The 17,409-nt window shown below is 57.8% G+C and carries 15 protein-coding genes; 8 read left to right on the top strand and 7 right to left on the bottom strand.

What is annotated here, in order from left to right:
* From ABJZ52_RS19850 to tpiA, 5 genes are all read right to left on the bottom strand, one after another.
* A complete protein-coding gene (locus ABJZ52_RS19850) occupies nucleotides 1–1,152 on the bottom strand; it encodes an efflux RND transporter periplasmic adaptor subunit (protein ID WP_348192993.1) in 1,152 nt (383 codons plus the stop codon).
* Between the two features lie 171 nt (nucleotides 1,153–1,323).
* Nucleotides 1,324–2,148: a VOC family protein gene (locus tag ABJZ52_RS19845; protein WP_348192990.1), complete on the bottom strand. Its 825-nt coding sequence runs from the start codon at nucleotides 2,146–2,148 to the stop codon at nucleotides 1,324–1,326.
* A gap of 30 nt (nucleotides 2,149–2,178) precedes the next feature.
* A complete protein-coding gene (locus tag ABJZ52_RS19840; RefSeq protein WP_348192987.1) occupies nucleotides 2,179–3,807 on the bottom strand; it encodes a CTP synthase in 1,629 nt (542 codons plus the stop codon).
* A gap of 135 nt (nucleotides 3,808–3,942) precedes the next feature.
* Nucleotides 3,943–4,314, bottom strand: a complete 372-nt coding sequence (gene secG / locus ABJZ52_RS19835) for a preprotein translocase subunit SecG (protein WP_348192984.1) — start codon at nucleotides 4,312–4,314, stop codon at nucleotides 3,943–3,945.
* Between the two features lie 102 nt (nucleotides 4,315–4,416).
* A complete protein-coding gene (tpiA, locus tag ABJZ52_RS19830) occupies nucleotides 4,417–5,175 on the bottom strand; it encodes a triose-phosphate isomerase (RefSeq protein ID WP_348192981.1) in 759 nt (252 codons plus the stop codon).
* Nucleotides 5,176–5,404: 229 nt separating this feature from the next.
* On the opposite strand from tpiA, the gene ABJZ52_RS19825 reads away from it, so the two are divergent.
* The 5 genes from ABJZ52_RS19825 to glp are packed head-to-tail and all read left to right on the top strand — an operon-like array spanning nucleotide 5,405 to nucleotide 10,941.
* Nucleotides 5,405–7,297, top strand: coding sequence for a SurA N-terminal domain-containing protein (locus tag ABJZ52_RS19825; RefSeq protein WP_348192978.1), 1,893 nt, complete (start codon nucleotides 5,405–5,407; stop codon nucleotides 7,295–7,297).
* A gap of 59 nt (nucleotides 7,298–7,356) precedes the next feature.
* Nucleotides 7,357–8,370 carry an anthranilate phosphoribosyltransferase gene (gene trpD / locus ABJZ52_RS19820; RefSeq protein ID WP_348192975.1) on the top strand — a complete coding sequence of 338 codons (1,014 nt, stop codon included), beginning with the start codon at nucleotides 7,357–7,359 and terminating at the stop codon, nucleotides 8,368–8,370.
* Nucleotides 8,371–8,375: 5 nt separating this feature from the next.
* On the top strand, nucleotides 8,376–9,194 hold the full coding sequence (gene trpC / locus ABJZ52_RS19815) for an indole-3-glycerol phosphate synthase TrpC (protein ID WP_348192972.1): 819 nt from the start codon (nucleotides 8,376–8,378) through the stop codon (nucleotides 9,192–9,194).
* Between the two features lie 9 nt (nucleotides 9,195–9,203).
* Entirely contained in the window at nucleotides 9,204–9,713 is a 510-nt protein-coding gene (gene moaC / locus ABJZ52_RS19810; RefSeq protein WP_348192969.1) for a cyclic pyranopterin monophosphate synthase MoaC, read from the top strand.
* 31 nt (nucleotides 9,714–9,744) lie between these two features.
* The gene (gene glp, locus ABJZ52_RS19805; protein ID WP_348193202.1) at nucleotides 9,745–10,941 is read left to right on the top strand and encodes a gephyrin-like molybdotransferase Glp; all 1,197 of its coding nucleotides are present in this window, start codon (nucleotides 9,745–9,747) and stop codon (nucleotides 10,939–10,941) included.
* 12 nt (nucleotides 10,942–10,953) lie between these two features.
* Here the strand turns inward: glp and argE are convergent, their stop codons facing one another.
* Together argE and ABJZ52_RS19795 are read right to left on the bottom strand one after the other, a co-directional pair.
* A complete protein-coding gene (gene argE / locus ABJZ52_RS19800; protein ID WP_348192966.1) occupies nucleotides 10,954–12,120 on the bottom strand; it encodes an acetylornithine deacetylase in 1,167 nt (388 codons plus the stop codon).
* A 4-nt stretch (nucleotides 12,121–12,124) separates the two neighbouring features.
* Nucleotides 12,125–13,309, bottom strand: coding sequence for a M24 family metallopeptidase (locus ABJZ52_RS19795; protein ID WP_348192963.1), 1,185 nt, complete (start codon nucleotides 13,307–13,309; stop codon nucleotides 12,125–12,127).
* A gap of 470 nt (nucleotides 13,310–13,779) precedes the next feature.
* On the opposite strand from ABJZ52_RS19795, the gene ABJZ52_RS19790 reads away from it, so the two are divergent.
* From ABJZ52_RS19790 to ABJZ52_RS19780, 3 genes are all read left to right on the top strand, one after another.
* The gene (locus ABJZ52_RS19790; RefSeq protein WP_348192960.1) at nucleotides 13,780–14,874 is read left to right on the top strand and encodes an ABC transporter ATP-binding protein; all 1,095 of its coding nucleotides are present in this window, start codon (nucleotides 13,780–13,782) and stop codon (nucleotides 14,872–14,874) included.
* A gap of 94 nt (nucleotides 14,875–14,968) precedes the next feature.
* Nucleotides 14,969–16,069, top strand: coding sequence for an extracellular solute-binding protein (locus ABJZ52_RS19785; RefSeq protein ID WP_348192957.1), 1,101 nt, complete (start codon nucleotides 14,969–14,971; stop codon nucleotides 16,067–16,069).
* Nucleotides 16,070–16,144: 75 nt separating this feature from the next.
* The gene (locus tag ABJZ52_RS19780; RefSeq protein ID WP_348192954.1) at nucleotides 16,145–17,407 is read left to right on the top strand and encodes an ABC transporter permease subunit; all 1,263 of its coding nucleotides are present in this window, start codon (nucleotides 16,145–16,147) and stop codon (nucleotides 17,405–17,407) included.
* Nucleotides 17,408–17,409: the final 2 nt, after the last annotated feature.

Raw genomic sequence — 17,409 nt, 5'->3', positions numbered from 1 at the left:
TTACTCCACCGGTTTGGACGCAAGAACCGCATTCACCGGCACGCCGGGACGCACCTTCTGCAGGCCTTCAACGATGACCCTTTCACCTTCCTGTAGGCCGCTTGTGACGATGAAATCGCCCTCGACCTGAGCGCCAAGTTCAACGTAGCGCTGTTCGACCTGTTCCTGAGCGCTGATGGCGAGAACAAAGCTGCCCCTTTGATCACGCTGAACCGCGGCCTGCGGGATCGTCAGGGCCTTGGTTTCGACCGGAGCCTCGATGATCACCGTGACATAGGTTCCTGAAACAAGGCGGTTGGACGTGTTGGAGAACTGGCCGCGAAACGAAATGGTGCCGGTTTGGCTATCGACCTTGTTGTCGATGAAAACAATCTCACCGGTTTCATCGAACTTCTCGCCGTTCGGCAGGACCAGGCTAAGATCGGGAGCCTTGTCCGGGTCGAGGTCGACGGGGTCGATCCCATGTTCCTTGACCGCATTGAGGAACTGCGCCTCGCTGACCGAGAAATTCACATAGACCGGCGCCAGGCGAATGAGCGTGGCGAGAGGCTCCGCGGTCGGACCAACCACCTCACCGACGCTGTAGGCGGCCTTGCCGATCTGACCATCGAAGGGAGCTTTCACGTCCGTGTAGCTCAGATCCAACTTCGCCTGGGAAATCGCGGCCTCGGCTGAGAGAACCGACGCCTCTGCCTGCTCTTTCTGAGCAAGTGTGGACTCGTAGGCGGCCTCGGAAACGTGCCCCTTGTCGAGAAGGTCTTTGTCGCGTTTTTCGTCCGCGGCCTTCAAGGCAGCATCAGCCTTGGCGCTGGCAAGATCCGCATTTGCGGACTGCAGAGCGGCCTCGTATTGCTGCTTCTCGATCTTGAAAATCAGATCGCCCTTTTTGACGATCGCCCCGTCCTTGACGAGCTGTTCTTCCAAGAACCCACTGACCCGAGCCACCAGCCCGACCTGATCGACCGCGGCAATTTCTCCTACGAAGCTCTCGCTCTGACGGATGTCCTTCGATTGGACGACGGCGACGGTCACGGAAGGAGGCGGCGGCGCGGCCGTTTCTTCGCTCTTGTCGTTACAGCTGGCGAGGGCGAACGCGACGCCGGAAAGAATCAACAATCGCGCAAGACGTCTGGGTTTCGTCTGAAAGGGCATACAGTCTGATCTCCCGTCACGAGTTCTGCCGCCTGTTCAGACTACGGCTCACTCTTTGACATGCAGATTACAGACAAATTCGGCGCAACGCCAAGCGCTTATCGGCCGGTCGCAAAACTTGTTCCGTTAAGGAAGGAAAAGCGGGGGACGCCCGACCAGAACTCGCAAGCTCTAGACAGCTGGCGTCAGGATCGCAGTAATCCCCAGGGCCTCATCCGCGGGAATCACTTTTCGGCTCACAAGACCGTCGCAAACGACCTCCACTGCCGCAATCTGCGGGGAGCTGGACGTCACTTCATTCGCAGCCGCATCGCCAACAAGGTGGCGATAGGCGTCGGGATTGAGAACCGAAATCAATCCGCGCGGGGTCTGCACCTCGAGCCCAAGGCTGGTTGCCCGCATTTCCCGCTGGCCAGTAAAACCACCCAGAAACTCATGGTGATCGGAAGGGTCAGACGCCACCATGTAGATGGCACCGATTGCAGCCGCGCCATTGTCGTGGCGCTGAAAGTCAGAGTTCCAGAACGTCTCCGGATATCGGTTTCGGCAGGTAAAAAAGGCAAGATCGGGAATCAACGGATCAGTCAGGAAGGTCAGATCAAAGCCAACCTTGCCGGTAGAACCGTCCTTGAAGTTTGCCACACGCTCAAAGGAAAAGGGCGCATAGGTGGTCAGCCCAAGTCTTTGAAAATCCGCTCTGTCCTGGTCAGGATCAACGCCTTCTGCGACCAGCATCGACGCACCCTGGCGCGTTTTCAGAAAATTCCGATTGAAGGCGCCGAAGGAAAAGTCGCCTTCTGATGCCTCCACAATCAGGCTTTCATCCGCCACCGTGAGGATCTCAATGAAAAACCCGTCGAGTTGAACCAGCCGATTGGCGGTTCCCCAAGCGTGACGGTTTTCCGGGGTGACCGTGAAGCCGAGCTCTGCCCACGCCTTGGCGGCAGCGTCCAAATCGCGCACCGCCACCACGACATGATCCAGACCTCGAGCCATCACAAACTCCCCTTGCCGCAGTTCAGAAGGTCAGACCATCCGGCTTTGCGCCATGGCGGCCTTGATGAAAGACGCGAACAGCGGATGCGGCTCAAACGGACGTGACTTCAACTCCGGGTGGTACTGAACACCTATGTACCAGGGGTGTTCCTCGATTTCGACGGTTTCCGGCAGGACACCATCGGGAGACGTTCCGGCAAAAACCAGCCCGCAAGCCTCTAGCTTGTCACGATAGCCAATATTCACTTCATAGCGGTGGCGATGACGCTCGGAAATCTCGGTCGAGCCATAAATCTCGGCAATCCGTGATCCAGGCTTGAGCGCTGCGGCATAGGCACCAAGGCGCATGGTACCACCGAGATCGCCATCCTGATTCCGAATTTCTTTTTCGTTGCCGCGGGTCCACTCGGTCATGAGGCCGACAACCGGCTCTTTCGCAGGGCCGAATTCTGTCGAGTTGGCCTCGGTGATTCCCGCAAGGTTGCGTGCAGCCTCAAGGACAGCCATCTGCATGCCAAAGCAAATCCCGAAATAGGGAACCTTGCGCGTGCGCGCGAACTGAGCCGCAGCAATCTTGCCTTCTGCGCCACGCTCACCAAACCCGCCGGGCACCAGAATACCGTGGACGCCCTCAAGGTAAGGTGACGGGTCTTCCTTCTCGAAGGTCTCCGATTCGATCCATTGCAGGTTGACCTTGACCTGGTTGGCAATGCCGCCATGAACAAGCGCCTCGATCAGCGACTTGTAGGCGTCTTTCAACACGGTGTACTTGCCAACGATCGCGATGTTGACCTCGCCTTCGGGATTGGCAACCCGGCCCGAAATACCTTCCCAACGGTCCAGAACAGGTGCTGGCGCACCCTTGATCCCGAACGCTGAAAGCACTTCGTCGTCAAGGCCTTCCTGATGATAGGCAATCGGCACATCGTAGATCGACTTGACGTCATAGGCCGGGATGACCGCGCTTTCACGGACATTACAGAACAGGGAAAGCTTGCGTTTTTCCGACTCGGGAATCTGTCGATCGCAACGAATCATCAGAATGTCCGGCTGGATGCCGATAGAGCGAAGCTCCTTGACCGAGTGCTGCGTCGGCTTTGTCTTCATCTCGCCCGCGGCCGGAATATACGGCATCAAGGTCAGATGGACATAAACCACGTCACCGCGCGGCAGGACATTGCCCAGCTGGCGGATCGCCTCGAAGAACGGAAGACCTTCGATATCGCCAACAGTACCGCCGATCTCGACGAGAACGAAATCATAGTCTTCGTTACCATCAAGCACGAATGCCTTGATGGCATCCGTCACATGAGGAATCACCTGAACCGTGCCGCCGAGGTAATCCCCGCGCCGCTCTTTGGCGATGATGTTCTGATAGATCCGGCCAGTTGTAATGTTGTCCTGTTTGTTCGCAGGACGGCCGGTGAAGCGTTCGTAATGTCCAAGGTCCAGATCCGTCTCTGCACCATCGTCCGTTACGAAGCATTCGCCGTGTTGATACGGGCTCATAGTGCCCGGATCGACGTTGAGATAGGGATCGAGCTTACGAAGCCGAACCTTGTAGCCCCGCGCCTGAAGCAATGCTCCAAGGGCTGCGGAAGCCAAACCTTTGCCAAGCGAGGAAACCACGCCGCCAGTGATGAAAATGTATCGCGCCATGGAGCAATACCATATCTTTGCCGAGGGGCGTTTGGCCACACGGGAGTTTTGATTAGACACAACAAAAATGCCCTGCGGGAGACGCAGGGCATAATGTCGATACGAGTTTAGCAGTCGGACCGGGTATCCATCTGCTTATTGCGCGGCCGGCACCTGCGGGCCCGAAGGCGCCTCTTCTTGCGGCTTAAGCGCATCAAGGATGCCGTTTCCGGTCGACCCTTCACCGGAACTCGGAAGATCCTGGCTGGTCGGTACAGCGTCAAGAACCGACGCCGGACGATCACCCATCTTGGCGATCAGGCTCAAACCGAGAGACGTGATAAAGAACGCAACAGCAAGAATCGCCGTCGCGCGGGTCAAAACATTGGCTGTGCCGCGGCTGGACATCAGTCCGCCTCCGCCACCTCCGCCCATTCCGAGCCCACCACCTTCGGAGCGCTGCAGGAGGACGACCAGCACAAGTGCCAGCACGACCATGAGATGAATTACGATGACTACGGTTTCCATCGTGGCCCATTCTTTTTGTTTAAGATTGGCGGCCTTCTACACCACTATTGGCGGCCGTACCAGTCTTGATGTGGGTGTTTCTGACAGCAGTTTCAGCCCCCATCAGGCATAGGCGGCCAAAATTCCGAGAAAGTCGCCCGCCTTGAGGCTCGCGCCCCCAACCAGTGCACCGTCGACGTTCTCTACGCCCATGAGCTCTGCCGCGTTGCCAGGCTTCACGGAACCACCGTAGAGAAGCCGCATGCTCTCTCCATGAGAACCAAGGCGCTTTGTAAGCACCTGACGCATCTCGCGGTGGATTTCCTCAACATCCCCAGAGGTCGGCGTCAGGCCTGTGCCGATGGCCCACACTGGTTCATAGGCAACAATCGTGTTCTCCGCGGTTGCTCCTTCCGGAAGCGACCCGGCCAGCTGCCCGGAGACAACGTCAACCGCCCTGCCCGCCTTGCGCTCTGCTTCTGTCTCACCGACACAAACAATGGCGACAAGACCAGCTCGCCATGCAGCTTCTGCCTTCGCCTTGACGGTTGCGTCGCCCTCACCATGATCCGTCCGACGCTCAGAATGACCGACGATCACGGCAGTCGCCCCGGCATCTGCAAGCATTTCCGCTGAAATGTCGCCTGTATGAGCTCCGCTCTCGGCACTGTGACAGTCTTCACCGCCAATCCGCAGCGCAGTGGAACTCGTCGTTTGCGCCAGAAGCTGAATAAGCGTCGCTGGGGCGCAGATCATGGCATCGACCTTGCCCGCCAACTCGGATGAGATGCCGTCTGCGATTTCGGATGCAACATCAAGATGAGACCTGAGGCCGTTCATTTTCCAGTTACCGGCTACCAGCGGCTTGATCGTCTGCGACATGCCTTTTGTCCTCCTGACGGCGTAATTTCTAATATTCGAAGCTCTATAGCGCAAAACCACGCTGCACTTGCAAATTTAAAGCCGCGAAAAAAGGTTCGCGGATGTTTGACTGGCCGCCTTGCAGCGCTCGGCATGGCTCTCTATTATCCGCCCGCTCCGCAAGGGAGCCAAAAAGCAAATTGGGCCTTTAGTACCAAGGCCATCTGACCGGACAAGGACGGGAGAACACATGCTCGACGCGCTGCGCAAGGGCGCCGGCACCTGGATTGCCAAACTGTTTATCGCACTGCTCGTCATGAGCTTTGCCGTATGGGGTGTCGCAGATATTTTCCAGGGCTTCGGCCAGAACGTCGCCGCGAAGGTCGGCGGGACCGAGATCTCTCTGTTTTCGTTTGACCGGGCCTATCGCCGGGATCTGAACAACCTGGGCCGCCAAATCGGACGCCCGCTCTCCACTGTCGAGGGCGCGCAGTTCGGCATTCCTCAGCAGACCCTTGGAAAACTGGTCGCCGAAGCCGCCATGAATGAGACAGCAACGTCCATGAACCTCGGCGTTTCCGATCAGAGGCTGGCAACTCTCATTCAGGCGGATCCTGCATTTCAGCGCCCAAGTGGTGGCTATGACCGTTCTCAGCTCGCTCAGGTCCTGCGTAACAACGGCATGACCGAAGACGAATATGTCGTCGAGCGCCGCCAGCTTGCCGAACGCCAGCAGCTCGCAGAAGGCCTGACAGGTGGCATGGCAACGCCGATCACGTACCTTGAGGCGCTTCATTCCTTCGAAGCAGAGACACGTGATGTGAGCTATCTGCTGTTGGAACCCGCTCTTCTTGGCGAAATTGAAGATCCGTCCGAGACTGATCTCACCGCCTATTTCGACGCCGAGAAAGACAATTTCAAAGCTCCGGAATATCGCGAAATCGCGATCCTTGAATTGTCGCCGACCAAGCTCATGCGCCCGGACGACATCAGTGAAGATGCCGTCGCCGACGAATATGATCGCAACAAGGACGATTATTTCCAGGCAGAGCGCCGTGATGTCCGCCAGATGTCATTTCAAAATGAAGACGATGAAAAAGCCGCTGCAGAAAAACTTGCTGGCGGCATGACATTCGATGAACTGATGGCCGAACAGGGGCTCGGTGCCAATGACGTCAACCTCGGTCTGATGGCAAAGTCGGACTTTCTGGATGAAGCCATCGGCGATGCGGCTTTCTCCCTCGCGCAGGGCGAAACAAGCGGGGTGGTTGAAGGCCGCTTTTCATCCGTGATCGTCAATGTCGCTGACGTCGAACCTGAATCCGTCAAGTCCCTTGAAGAAGTCGCCGGCGAGATTCGTGAGGAGCTCGCCCAGGACCAGGCCGAACGGGAAGTTCTGGACCTTCTCGATGAGATTGAAGACGCCCGTGCAGGCGGCGCAAGCCTCACCGAAATCGCATCCCGATTCTCTCTCGAGACCATCACACCGGCTGCTTTTGACGCACAGGGCAATGATGAGAACGAGGCGAGCGTTGTTCTGCCGGAGGCCGATGGCCTCCTGGCAGGTGCTTTCGACAGCGATGTCGGCGTCGAGAACGATCCGTTGCAACTCGGTGATCGTGGCTTCCTTTGGTATGAGGTCACCAAGGTTATACCCTCTCGTGACCGCGATTTGTCTGAAGTCCGTGACCGGGTTGTTGCTGCCTGGAAAGCAGCCGAAGAGGAAAAGCGGCTGACCGAACTCGCAACAGACCTGGCCGAGCGCGCCAGAACTGGCGCGGACTTCGCAACTCTGGCGGAAGAGCTTGGCACGGACGTGAAATTCGTCGCCGGTCTCGGACGCTCCGGTTCCGAAGGTGATCTTGGACGGGACGCTGTTGTTGCCGCGTTTGCTGGCCCCTCCGGCATCACGGCTGCGGCACCTTCATCGGATGGCACAAATCGCCTCGTGCTCAAGGTGGATGCGGTCAATTCAGCCGCGTTCTTCGCCGAGGCTCAGGACGTACGCCAGCTGCGCACCCAGTTGTCGCAGCAATTGCAGGATTCTCTCCTGAACCAGTATGTGAGCGACATCGAACAGAAGGCGGGCGTCGAGGTCAATCAGGCCTCAATTGCCCAGGTCATCGGCGTCGGCACCAACTGAGGCGATCCATCTAAACGCGGTGGCCGACAGGCCACCGCCACGACACTTGCGGACCGGACATGAGCAACTTCAAGGACTTCATCGCCAAGGTTTCGACCGGGAGCGCTCTTTCGCGTGACGAGGCGCGGGCAGCCTTTGAGATTATCTTGTCCGGCGAAGCAACGCCGTCGCAACTCGGCGGCTTCCTGATGGCGCTCAGGGTTCGCGGCGAGACGATTGACGAAGTCACGGCAGCCGTTGAGACAATGCGCGCCAAGATGCTGCCCGTAAGCGCGCCATCAGATGCGATCGACATCGTCGGCACCGGGGGCGACAACTCTGGCAGCTACAACATTTCGACGTGTACCGCTCTCGTTGTCGCGGGGTGTGGCGTGCCTGTTGCCAAACACGGCAACCGTTCTCTGTCGTCCAAATCCGGCGCTGCAGAAGCCCTCGCGCAGCTCGGCGTCAACATCGACATTGGCCCTGCAAAGATATCCGAATGCATCAAGGAAGCCGGTATCGGTTTCATGTTTGCACCACTGCATCATTCGGCCATGAAACACGTGGGCCCGACCAGGGTTGAGCTCGGCACACGTACGATCTTCAACCTTCTCGGGCCGCTTTCAAGCCCGGCGGGCGTGAAGCGGCAGCTGCTGGGCGTCTATGCCCGCGAATGGGTTGAGCCCATCGCCGAGGTCCTTCAGCGTCTGGGATCGGATCACGTCTGGGTGGTCCATGGCTCCGACGGCATGGATGAAATCACCACGACCGGGCCGAGCCATGTAACAGAACTCAAGGGCGGCGAGATCCGTTCCTTCGAGATCAGCCCGTCGGACGTCGGTCTTCCGCTCGTTAAATCCGACGACCTCAAGGGCGGCGAGCCTGCGGAGAATGCCCGCGCGCTCCGCGAAGTTCTGTCCGGTGCGAAGAATGCCTACCGCGATGTGGTACTTTTCAATGCGGCCGCATCCCTGCTGATTGCCGGAAAATGCGATGAGCTAACCGACGGCCTGGCCATGGCCGCTCAATCTCTCGACAGTGGCTCCGCCGCTGATCGTCTTGAGCGCCTCGTCGCAACCTCGAACGGATAAGTCCGATGTCTGATATTCTGACGAAGATCGAAGAATACAAGCGCGCAGAGATTGCCGCCGCCAAGGCAAAGGTCTCTCTGAGAGATCTTGCGGCGGTCATCGCGGACATAGCGCCGCCGCGCGGTTTTCAGAACGCGATTGAACGCAAGCTCGACGCCGGGGATTACGCTCTGATCGCGGAGATCAAGAAGGCAAGCCCGTCGAAAGGTCTCATTCGCGAGGACTTCGATCCCCCGCTTCTGGCACGTGCCTATGAGGCCGGTGGAGCCGCTTGTCTCTCCGTTCTGACCGACACGCCTTCCTTTCAGGGCAAACCGGAATACCTGAACGCCGCCCGCGATGCGGTCTCCCTTCCGGCCCTGCGCAAGGATTTCCTCTATGACACCTATCAGGTGCATGAGGCCCGTGCCTGGGGCGCCGATTGCATCCTGATCATCCTCGCCGCCGTCGACGATGACACCGCAAAGGCTCTCGAAGACAGTGCGTTCGAGCTGGGTATGGATGTTTTGCTTGAAGTTCATAACCGCGAAGAACTCGAGCGGGCACTAAAGCTCCAATCGCGGCTCTTCGGCATCAACAATCGCAATCTCAAGACCTTTGAAACCCGTCTTGAAACCAGCGAAGAGCTTGCGCCACTCGTGCCGGACGATCGTATTGTCGTCGGTGAGTCGGGACTGTTTACACCGTCCGATCTTTCCAGAATGTCGAGATCCGGCATTTCGACTTTCCTCATCGGTGAGAGCCTGATGCGCCAAGCCGATGTCACCGCGGCGACGCGAGCGCTGCTCGACCGATCAGCAGCCGAAGCCGACGCAGCCGAGTAGGAACGCCGCGTGCCTGACATCGATCCAAAGCTGACGCATATTGACGCTGCTGGTGCAGCTCACATGGTCGACGTGTCCGAAAAGGATGTGACTGCTCGTATTGCCGTCGCAGAGGGATCTGTGACAATGCGCCCGGAGACGCTCGAACTGATTGTCTCGGGAAATGCCAAAAAGGGCGACGTAATTGCGACGGCACGTATCGCAGGCATCATGGCCGCGAAAAAGACCCACGAACTGATCCCGCTCTGCCATCCGCTTGCACTGTCCAAGGTCACGATCGACATAGAGCCCGACGCCGATTTGCCTGGCCTGCGGGTCAAGGCGACGACCAAGGTGAGCGGGCAGACCGGCGTCGAGATGGAAGCCCTCACCGCCTGCTCCGTCTGCTGCCTGACCATCTATGATATGGCCAAGGCCGTGGACAGAGGCATGGTTGTCGGCGATATCCGCTTGCTGGAAAAGGCAGGCGGCAAGTCAGGTCACTGGACCTCCGCCGACGACGGCACAGGCGGCACCTGAGCCAGTGAAGAACCCCTCGCCCAAGCCCCTCATGCCGGTTGCAGAAGCTCTTGCAGAGCTTTTGAAGGGCGTCTCACCGAGAGAAACCGAAACGGTAGAGCTGGCTGATGCAAACGGCCGAATCCTGTCACGGGATCTTGCCTCGACGCGCACCCAGCCTCCCTTTGCCGCATCGGCCATGGATGGCTACGCGGTCCGCGCCGAGGACGTGGCCAATGCCCCGGCGACACTCACTGTTATTGGCGAAGCACCGGCAGGACATGGTTTCGAGGGCGCAGTTGGCCCCGGACAGGCCGTCAGAATTTTCACAGGCGCACCTGTTCCCGAGGGCGCCGATACGATCCTCATTCAGGAAGATGCGCTCCGTGACGGTGATAAGGTCACGGCGAACGAGTGTCCCGCACGCGGTCTTTTTGTACGCCCAGCCGGACTGGATTTTTCCAAGGGCGAAGTTCTGATTGTCGGCGGCACGGCGCTTTGTTATCGCGACCTGGCACTGGCTGCGGCCATGAACCATGCTGAACTGCCTGTCCGTCGCCGCCCGGTTGTTGCTATCCTGGCGACAGGGGATGAGCTGGTTTGCCCGGGAACCGAGCCCGGTCCCGACCAGATCATTGCCTCCAATCACGCCGGTGTTGCAGCCCTCGTCGAAGACTGCGGCGGAGTGGCGCTAGATCTTGGAATTTCGCCGGATGAACCTGTTGCCATGGCAGGACACGTTCGCCGCGCGATAGAAGCCAAGGCCGATATCCTGGTCACCCTGGGCGGAGCTTCCGTCGGCGATCATGATCTCGTTCAGGACGTTCTAGGTGCTCAAGGCATGGATCTGGCATTCTGGCGCATCGCGATGAGACCGGGCAAGCCGCTCATGGCAGGCCATCTCGGCCCAATGAAGGTTCTGGGGCTGCCAGGCAATCCTGTGTCCAGCCTCGTTTGTGCCCTGTTGTTCCTAAAGCCCCTGATCGGTGCAATGCTCGGAAAAGACGTTGGGCCCGGCCTTGAAGCAGAGGCCATCCTCGCGAGCCCAATAGGTGAAAACGACAGGCGTCAGGATTACGTGCGCGCAGAACTCGGCGAAGCCGACGACGGCCGTCTCATGGTCACTCCCTTTGCCAAGCAAGACAGCTCAATGCTGGCTCTGCTGGCGCGGTCAGGTGCGCTGATCATCCGGCCACCCCACGCAAAGCCATTGCCGGCCGGTACATCGGTTCCAATTCTCAAGCTTTGAGCGCGCCGACGCTCAGGTCCCGCCGCGAAGTTTGACACATAAACCGTCAAGCATCTTGAGGCAGGACGACAGCTGTTCAAGGCTGACGAATTCGTCGGGCTTGTGCGCCTGATCGATTGATCCTGGCCCACAAACGGCAACATGCATGCCGAGAGACTGAAACAATCCCGCCTCGGTGCCGAAAGCCACAACGTCAGATGTTTCTTCGCCCGTGAGTTCGAACAACAGCTTGCGCGCCGTGTTGTCCGGCACCGGCTCAAGCCCGGGAACTTCAGCGACAACCTCCAGATCAATCGCCGCCGATGGCGAGATGGTGCGCATTTCCGGAAGAAGCACCTCCTCACAGTAAAACCCGAGCTGGTCTTTGACGTGCACCTCGTCACCGCGCTTGACCGGCCGAATCTCCCAGTCGATCTCGCAAGAGCCGGCGACCACGTTGCGAGCCGTTCCCCCTTCTATCCGCCCGACCTGAAGTGTCGAATGAGGAGGGTCAAATACGCTATCTGCGTCTGCCCTGCTTTTTAACTCCTCCCCAAGTGCGAGCAGCTGCGAGACATACCGGCTGGCAAAATGGATGGCGTTCACCCCTCCATCTGGATTGGACGCATGTCCTTCCAGTCCCTGGAAGCGTGTGACGTATTCGCAGCATCCCTTGTGGCCATCGATCACCCCCATCATCGTCGGTTCTCCGATGATCACGAGCGACGGCAGCGCGTCGCGGCCTTCCAGGGTGGAGACCAGCTGCTGTGCACCGAGACAGCCGACTTCCTCGTCAAACGTCAGGGCAATATGCAAGGGTCTGTTTTCGGCGGCTGCGGCGAGTTCTGGCGCCTTGGCCAGAACAGCGGCAATGAATCCCTTCATGTCACAGGCGCCGCGCCCAAAAAGACGCTCATCGGCTTCGCGCATTTCGAACGGGTCGCCGACCCATTCATCAGGATTCGCAGGCACGACATCCGTATGGCCGGACAGGACGATCCCACCTGCGATTTCCGGACCGAAGCTGGCAAACAGGTTGCCCTTACGCCCGGTTGGGTCGTTCGTCAGTTCAATGCGCGCACCCAATCGCTCCAACAGATTCGCGGCGTAGGAAATCAGATCAAGGTTGCTGTCGGAAGAAACGGTTGGAAAGGCGATCAGATCGCCCAGGATTGCTTTGGTTCTGTTCAGGTCAACCACCGGTTCAATCCTTGATATGCAACTTGCGCGGCCGGTCGCACAGAGTTTCAGCTGCACCGTTTTCGCGGATCAAAATACTCTCGGTGATCTCCAGACCCCAGTCATCCATCCATAGTCCCGGCATGAAATGGAAGGTCATGCCGGGTTCGAGCACCGTTTCGTCACCTTCACGGATCGAAATCGTCCGCTCGCCCCAATCGGGCGGATAGGACAATCCAATCGGGTAGCCGGCGCGTGCACCCCGGTCGATACCAGCGCGTTCCAAGGGAGCGGCCAGCGCGAGGGCGATGTCACAGGCCCGGTTTCCAGCGCGCGCAACCTCAAGGCCCGTCTCCAGGCCTTCCACAAGCGCCTTTTCCGCCTCAAGCATGAATTCAGGCGGTTTTCCAAAGTAAAGCGTCCGACAGAGAGGCGCGTGATATCGCCGATAACAGCCTGAAATCTCGAAGAATGTTGCCGCATCGGACTGCAGCTCACGACCGTCCCAGGTCAGATGAGGAGCCGCCGCATCTGATCCGCTCGGCAGCAGCGGGACAATTGCCGGATAGTCCCCCCAGGCATCGTCGACACCGCGAATCGCATCGGAGTACATGTCCGCTACGAGATCCACCTTTTTCATGCCCGGAACGGCACGCTCCAATGCCCCGTCAATGATCTTTTCAGAGATGCGAGCGGCTTTCCTGATGTAGACCAACTCCTCGTCTGATTTCACTGATCGCTGCCAGTTTACCAGCGCCGTAGCATCCACAAAGGTTGCATTCGGGAGCTCTGCTTGAAGCGTTAGATAGGCTTTGGCCGAGAAATAGTAGTTGTCGAGTTCGAGACCAATGCGCTTCCCGCTGTAGCCCTTGCTGCGGATCAGCTCCGCCAGAACCTGCATCGGATGGCGCTCGGTCGACTGGACAAAATGGTCCGGATAGAACGTAACCCGATCGCGAGCCATCCACACAGTGCGATGTGCGCCATTGGCATCCTGGCGCCTCCCCCACCAAATCGGATCCTCATCCGGAAAAATAAGGACGCCCTGATGAACATAAAATGACCAGCCGTCATAGCCGGTCAGCCAAGCCATATTGGATGGATCCTCCAGGAAAAGGATGTCAATTCCGGCGGTTTCCATCGCATCGCGCGTTTTTTTAAGTCGCCGCTGATACTCGTGGTTGGTGAATGGCAAAACACTTGCGCTCATCTTCGTCGCTTCCGCAGGTCAATTTGATGGATGTGAGAAAATCAGACGAAAAACGGCGGGCTTCTGCGCCATAGACGACGCTCGCGTCCAATTTACGAAATATCCTCGATGAAAAATTCCAAGCCTCAGTGGGAAACAAAGCGCACGGCGTGAGGAAGACAAAAACGACAACCAGTTCAATAAAAACGTCATTTGCGCATTTTTTTGGCGTTGTTCAAAGCAGGTCAAAGTTGAGCCAAGCTGAGCGACGTCATTCAATTAATTGCTGCAAGTTCAGATGTTTGAATGTGAACATTCCTTGCGCTCTGCTGTCCAATATTTATTCATCAATTCGCTCGCCCCCCCTTTTCCTCGGCACTTTAATTTGTTTTGATCATGACAACTTCGAGGAACGCCGCTGTCGCACCAGTGCGTCCCAGAGGAAAATTTGCATTACGGCAAATAAAAATGAAAAGGGTGTTGGGGATCTTATGCCATCAAATCGAGGCGCGTCCGTTCGCTATGAGAACGTCCAAAAAAGCTATGACGGCGAAATTCTGGTCGTAAAAAACCTCAACCTCGACATACCCCCCGGAGAGTTCCTGACGATGCTTGGGCCGTCAGGCTCGGGCAAGACCACTTGCCTCATGATGCTGGCAGGCTTTGAGCCCGCGACCCATGGCGAGATTTTTCTGAATGACCGGCCCATCAACAACGTTCCGCCGCACAAGCGGGGCATCGGCATGGTGTTCCAGAACTACGCCCTCTTCCCGCACATGAGCGTCGCGGAGAACCTCGCTTTCCCGCTTCAGGTGCGAAACGTCGGCAAGGCAGAGCAGGAAGAAAAGGTCAAACGTGCCCTTGAGATGGTCGAGCTTGGCGATTTCGGCAATCGTCGTCCTGCCCAACTGTCCGGTGGTCAGCAACAGCGTGTCGCTGTGGCGCGTGCATTGGTCTTCGATCCGGAACTGGTGCTCATGGATGAGCCTTTGGGCGCGCTGGATAAACAGCTGCGCGAGCAGATGCAGTACGAGATCAAGCACATTCATGAAAACCTCGGCGTGACCGTGGTCTATGTGACCCATGACCAGACCGAAGCACTGACAATGTCTGACCGGGTCGCCGTATTCAACGATGGCGTCATCCAGCAGCTGTCCACACCAGACAGCCTCTATGAAGACCCGCAGAATTCCTTCGTTGCCCAGTTCATCGGCGAAAACAACAAGCTGAGTGGCAAAGTCATTGGCGTATCAGGCGATGAGTGCCTTGTAGAACTTGACGATGGCACGCAGCTGAAAGCGGACAAGGTCAACGTCAACGCAGTTGGCGATCGCACCACCTTGTCGCTTCGGCCGGAGCGGGTCGAATTCGAGCCTGCCTCATCCATGGAAAATCTCGTCCAGGGCCGCATCGAGGAACTTATCTATCTCGGCGATCACATCCGGGTTCGGATGAATGTCGCAGGCAATGACGAATTCATCGTCAAGGTGAGAAACCGCGGTGAGCGGCGCAAGCTGGAAACCGGCGAAACCGTGCCCATTGGCTGGGCCATCAACGATTGCAAGGCGCTTGACGCCGTCGCTTGAAGATCACAGGCAGGCCCGAACAATTCGGGCTTCGGCAGTGAGTAGACGGACCCGTACGACGTCCGTTCAAACCAGAAAGAGGGAGCTAACTATCATGAAGCTCAAGTCAACAATTCTCGCAGGCACCGCAGTGGCCCTGCTCGGTTCCTCTGCTTTCGCAGCAGACATGACCATTGTTTCCTGGGGCGGTGCATACTCTGCTTCGCAGAACAACGCCTACCACAAGCCCTACATGGAACTGAATCCGGACGTGAACATCATCAATGATGAATCGTCTGCTGAAGCTGTCGCCAAGCTGCGTGCCATGAACGAAGCCGGCAACATCACCTGGGACCTGGTTGACGTCGTCGCATCCGACGCAATCCGTCTTTGTGACGAAGGCCTCGCGCTGGAAATCAACCCGGACACCGATCTCGCTGCAGCTCCAGACGGCACACCTGCCTCTGAAGACTTCGGCGATCTACTTGTCTCCGAGTGCTTCATTCCGCAGATCGTTTACTCCACGACATTCGGCTACCGTTCGGATGTTGCTGAGTGGAACGGCAAGGAGCCGGACGACATCTGTGACGTCTTCGACCTGGAAACGTTCCCTGGCAAGCGTTCGCTGGAAAAGCGTCCGATCAACAACGTTGAATGGGCTCTCCTGTGCGACGGCGTTGCGAAGGAAGACGTCTATGACGTTCTGGAAACCGAAGAAGGTCTCGACCGCGCACTCGCCAAGCTCGACACCATCAAGGATCAGGTCGTTTGGTGGTCTGCTGGTGCGGAAACGCCCCAGCTCCTGGCCGATAAGGAAGTCGTGATCGGTTCCACATACAACGGCCGTCTGTTCGCTCTGATCGAAGAGCAGAAGCAGCCAGTCAAAATGCTCTGGGATGCACAGGTTTTCGATCTGGACGGCTGGATTGTTCCTGCCGGTCTGCCGGATGACCGCAAGGCAGCCGTGATGGAGTACCTCAAGTTCGCAACGGACACACAGCGCCTTGCGGACCAGGCAAAATACATCAGCTACGGCCCTGCACGTGCGTCCTCCGCACCACTCGTCGGCAAGCATGCTGACCTCGGCATCGACATGGCACCGCATATGCCGACCGATCCGAACAATGCCAAGAACACCTTCCTGTACAACTACGAATGGTGGGCTGATTACCGCGACGATCTGGACGCAAAATTCCAGGCTTGGCTCGCCAAGTAAGTCTCGCAAAAACATCCGGATGAGGGCGTGCCCCTCGTCCGGACTTCCTCATTATGAGCTGAAAGAATTGAATTCATGAGCGAAACCGCCACAGAGCAGGTTCTGACAACCAAGGACGGCAGGCCCCTGAAAGCAAGCCTCGCCAAGGCCTTGCGCCGTGAGAAGCTTCGAGCCCTCGTTCTGATCGCGCCGCTCTTGATATTTGTCCTTCTGACCTTTGTCGCGCCGATCGCCGACATGCTGTTTCGCTCGGTCGAGAACAGCATCGTCGAAGACACGTTGCCGCAGACGGTCAACGCCTTGCAGGACTGGGATCCGTCTTCCGGCGAAGTACCAGGTGAACCGGTCTTTGCAGCGCTTGCTGCCGATCTGAAAGTGGCGGTCGATCTGAAGACCCATACACGTCTCGGGTCCCGCCTGAACTATGAAAAGACCGGCATTTCCAGTTTGTTCCGCAAGACGGGACGGCGCGTCAAGAAGATGGCTGAACCGCCCTACAAGGAGCAGTTCCTCAAGGCGGACAAGAAATGGGGTCAGGTCGATACCTGGCAAACCCTGAAACAGTTTTCTCCGCGCTACACTGACGGTTACTTCCTGTCCTCGCTTGATGCGGAGCGCACCTCGGAAGGGCTCCAAATGAAGCCCGAGGACGAGCAGATCTATCTGCTGCTCTTTGGCAGGACCTTGATGTTGTCCATCGCGATAACCGTGTCTTGCCTGTTGCTTGGATATCCGGTTGCCTTCCTTCTTGCACAGCTACCTCTACGTACTTCCAACCTCTTGATGATCCTTGTGCTGTTGCCCTTCTGGACATCGCTTCTGGTCAGAACGTCAGCTTGGAAAGTGCTCTTGCAGCAGCAGGGCGTGATCAACGACTTCCTTGTCTGGATCGGACTTATTTCCGATGCCAATCGCCTCGTCATGATCAACAACCAGACCGGCACGATCATTGCGATGACTCACATTCTGCTGCCTTTCATGATCCTGCCGCTCTATTCGGTGATGAAAACCATCTCGCCATCCTACGTCCGCGCGGCCAAGAGCCTTGGCGCCACCGACTGGACAGCCTTCTGGCGTGTCTATTTCCCGCAATCGGTTCCCGGAATTGGTGCCGGCGCAGTCCTCGTCTTCATCCTCGCGATTGGCTACTACATCACGCCGGAACTTGTGGGCGGCACCTCAGGGATCTTCATCTCGAACCGCATCGCCTACCACATTTCCAGTTCCTTGAACTGGGGCCTGGCGGCGGCCCTCGGCACCCTTCTGCTGGCTGCCGTGATGATCCTCTTTGTGGTCTACGACAAGATCGTCGGCATCGACAACGTGAAGCTCGGATAGGG

The organism is Roseibium sp., assembly GCF_039982295.1.
Lineage (GTDB): Bacteria > Pseudomonadota > Alphaproteobacteria > Rhizobiales > Stappiaceae > Roseibium.
This window is presented reverse-complemented; position numbering and strand designations above follow the sequence as displayed.

Bases quoted from the DNA above. Each gene is read 5' to 3' on its own strand.
- ABJZ52_RS19850 (WP_348192993.1), bottom strand. From the start codon at position 1,152: ATGCCCTTTCAGACGAAACCCAGACGTCTTGCGCGATTGTTGATTCTT.
- ABJZ52_RS19845 (WP_348192990.1), bottom strand. From the start codon at position 2,148: ATGGCTCGAGGTCTGGATCATGTCGTGGTGGCGGTGCGCGATTTGGAC.
- ABJZ52_RS19840 (WP_348192987.1), bottom strand. From the start codon at position 3,807: ATGGCGCGATACATTTTCATCACTGGCGGCGTGGTTTCCTCGCTTGGC.
- secG (WP_348192984.1), bottom strand. From the start codon at position 4,314: ATGGAAACCGTAGTCATCGTAATTCATCTCATGGTCGTGCTGGCACTT.
- tpiA (WP_348192981.1), bottom strand. From the start codon at position 5,175: ATGTCGCAGACGATCAAGCCGCTGGTAGCCGGTAACTGGAAAATGAAC.
- ABJZ52_RS19825 (WP_348192978.1), top strand. From the start codon at position 5,405: ATGCTCGACGCGCTGCGCAAGGGCGCCGGCACCTGGATTGCCAAACTG.
- trpD (WP_348192975.1), top strand. From the start codon at position 7,357: ATGAGCAACTTCAAGGACTTCATCGCCAAGGTTTCGACCGGGAGCGCT.
- trpC (WP_348192972.1), top strand. From the start codon at position 8,376: ATGTCTGATATTCTGACGAAGATCGAAGAATACAAGCGCGCAGAGATT.
- glp (WP_348193202.1), top strand. From the start codon at position 9,745: ATGCCGGTTGCAGAAGCTCTTGCAGAGCTTTTGAAGGGCGTCTCACCG.
- ABJZ52_RS19795 (WP_348192963.1), bottom strand. From the start codon at position 13,309: ATGAGCGCAAGTGTTTTGCCATTCACCAACCACGAGTATCAGCGGCGA.
- ABJZ52_RS19790 (WP_348192960.1), top strand. From the start codon at position 13,780: ATGCCATCAAATCGAGGCGCGTCCGTTCGCTATGAGAACGTCCAAAAA.
- ABJZ52_RS19785 (WP_348192957.1), top strand. From the start codon at position 14,969: ATGAAGCTCAAGTCAACAATTCTCGCAGGCACCGCAGTGGCCCTGCTC.
- ABJZ52_RS19780 (WP_348192954.1), top strand. From the start codon at position 16,145: ATGAGCGAAACCGCCACAGAGCAGGTTCTGACAACCAAGGACGGCAGG.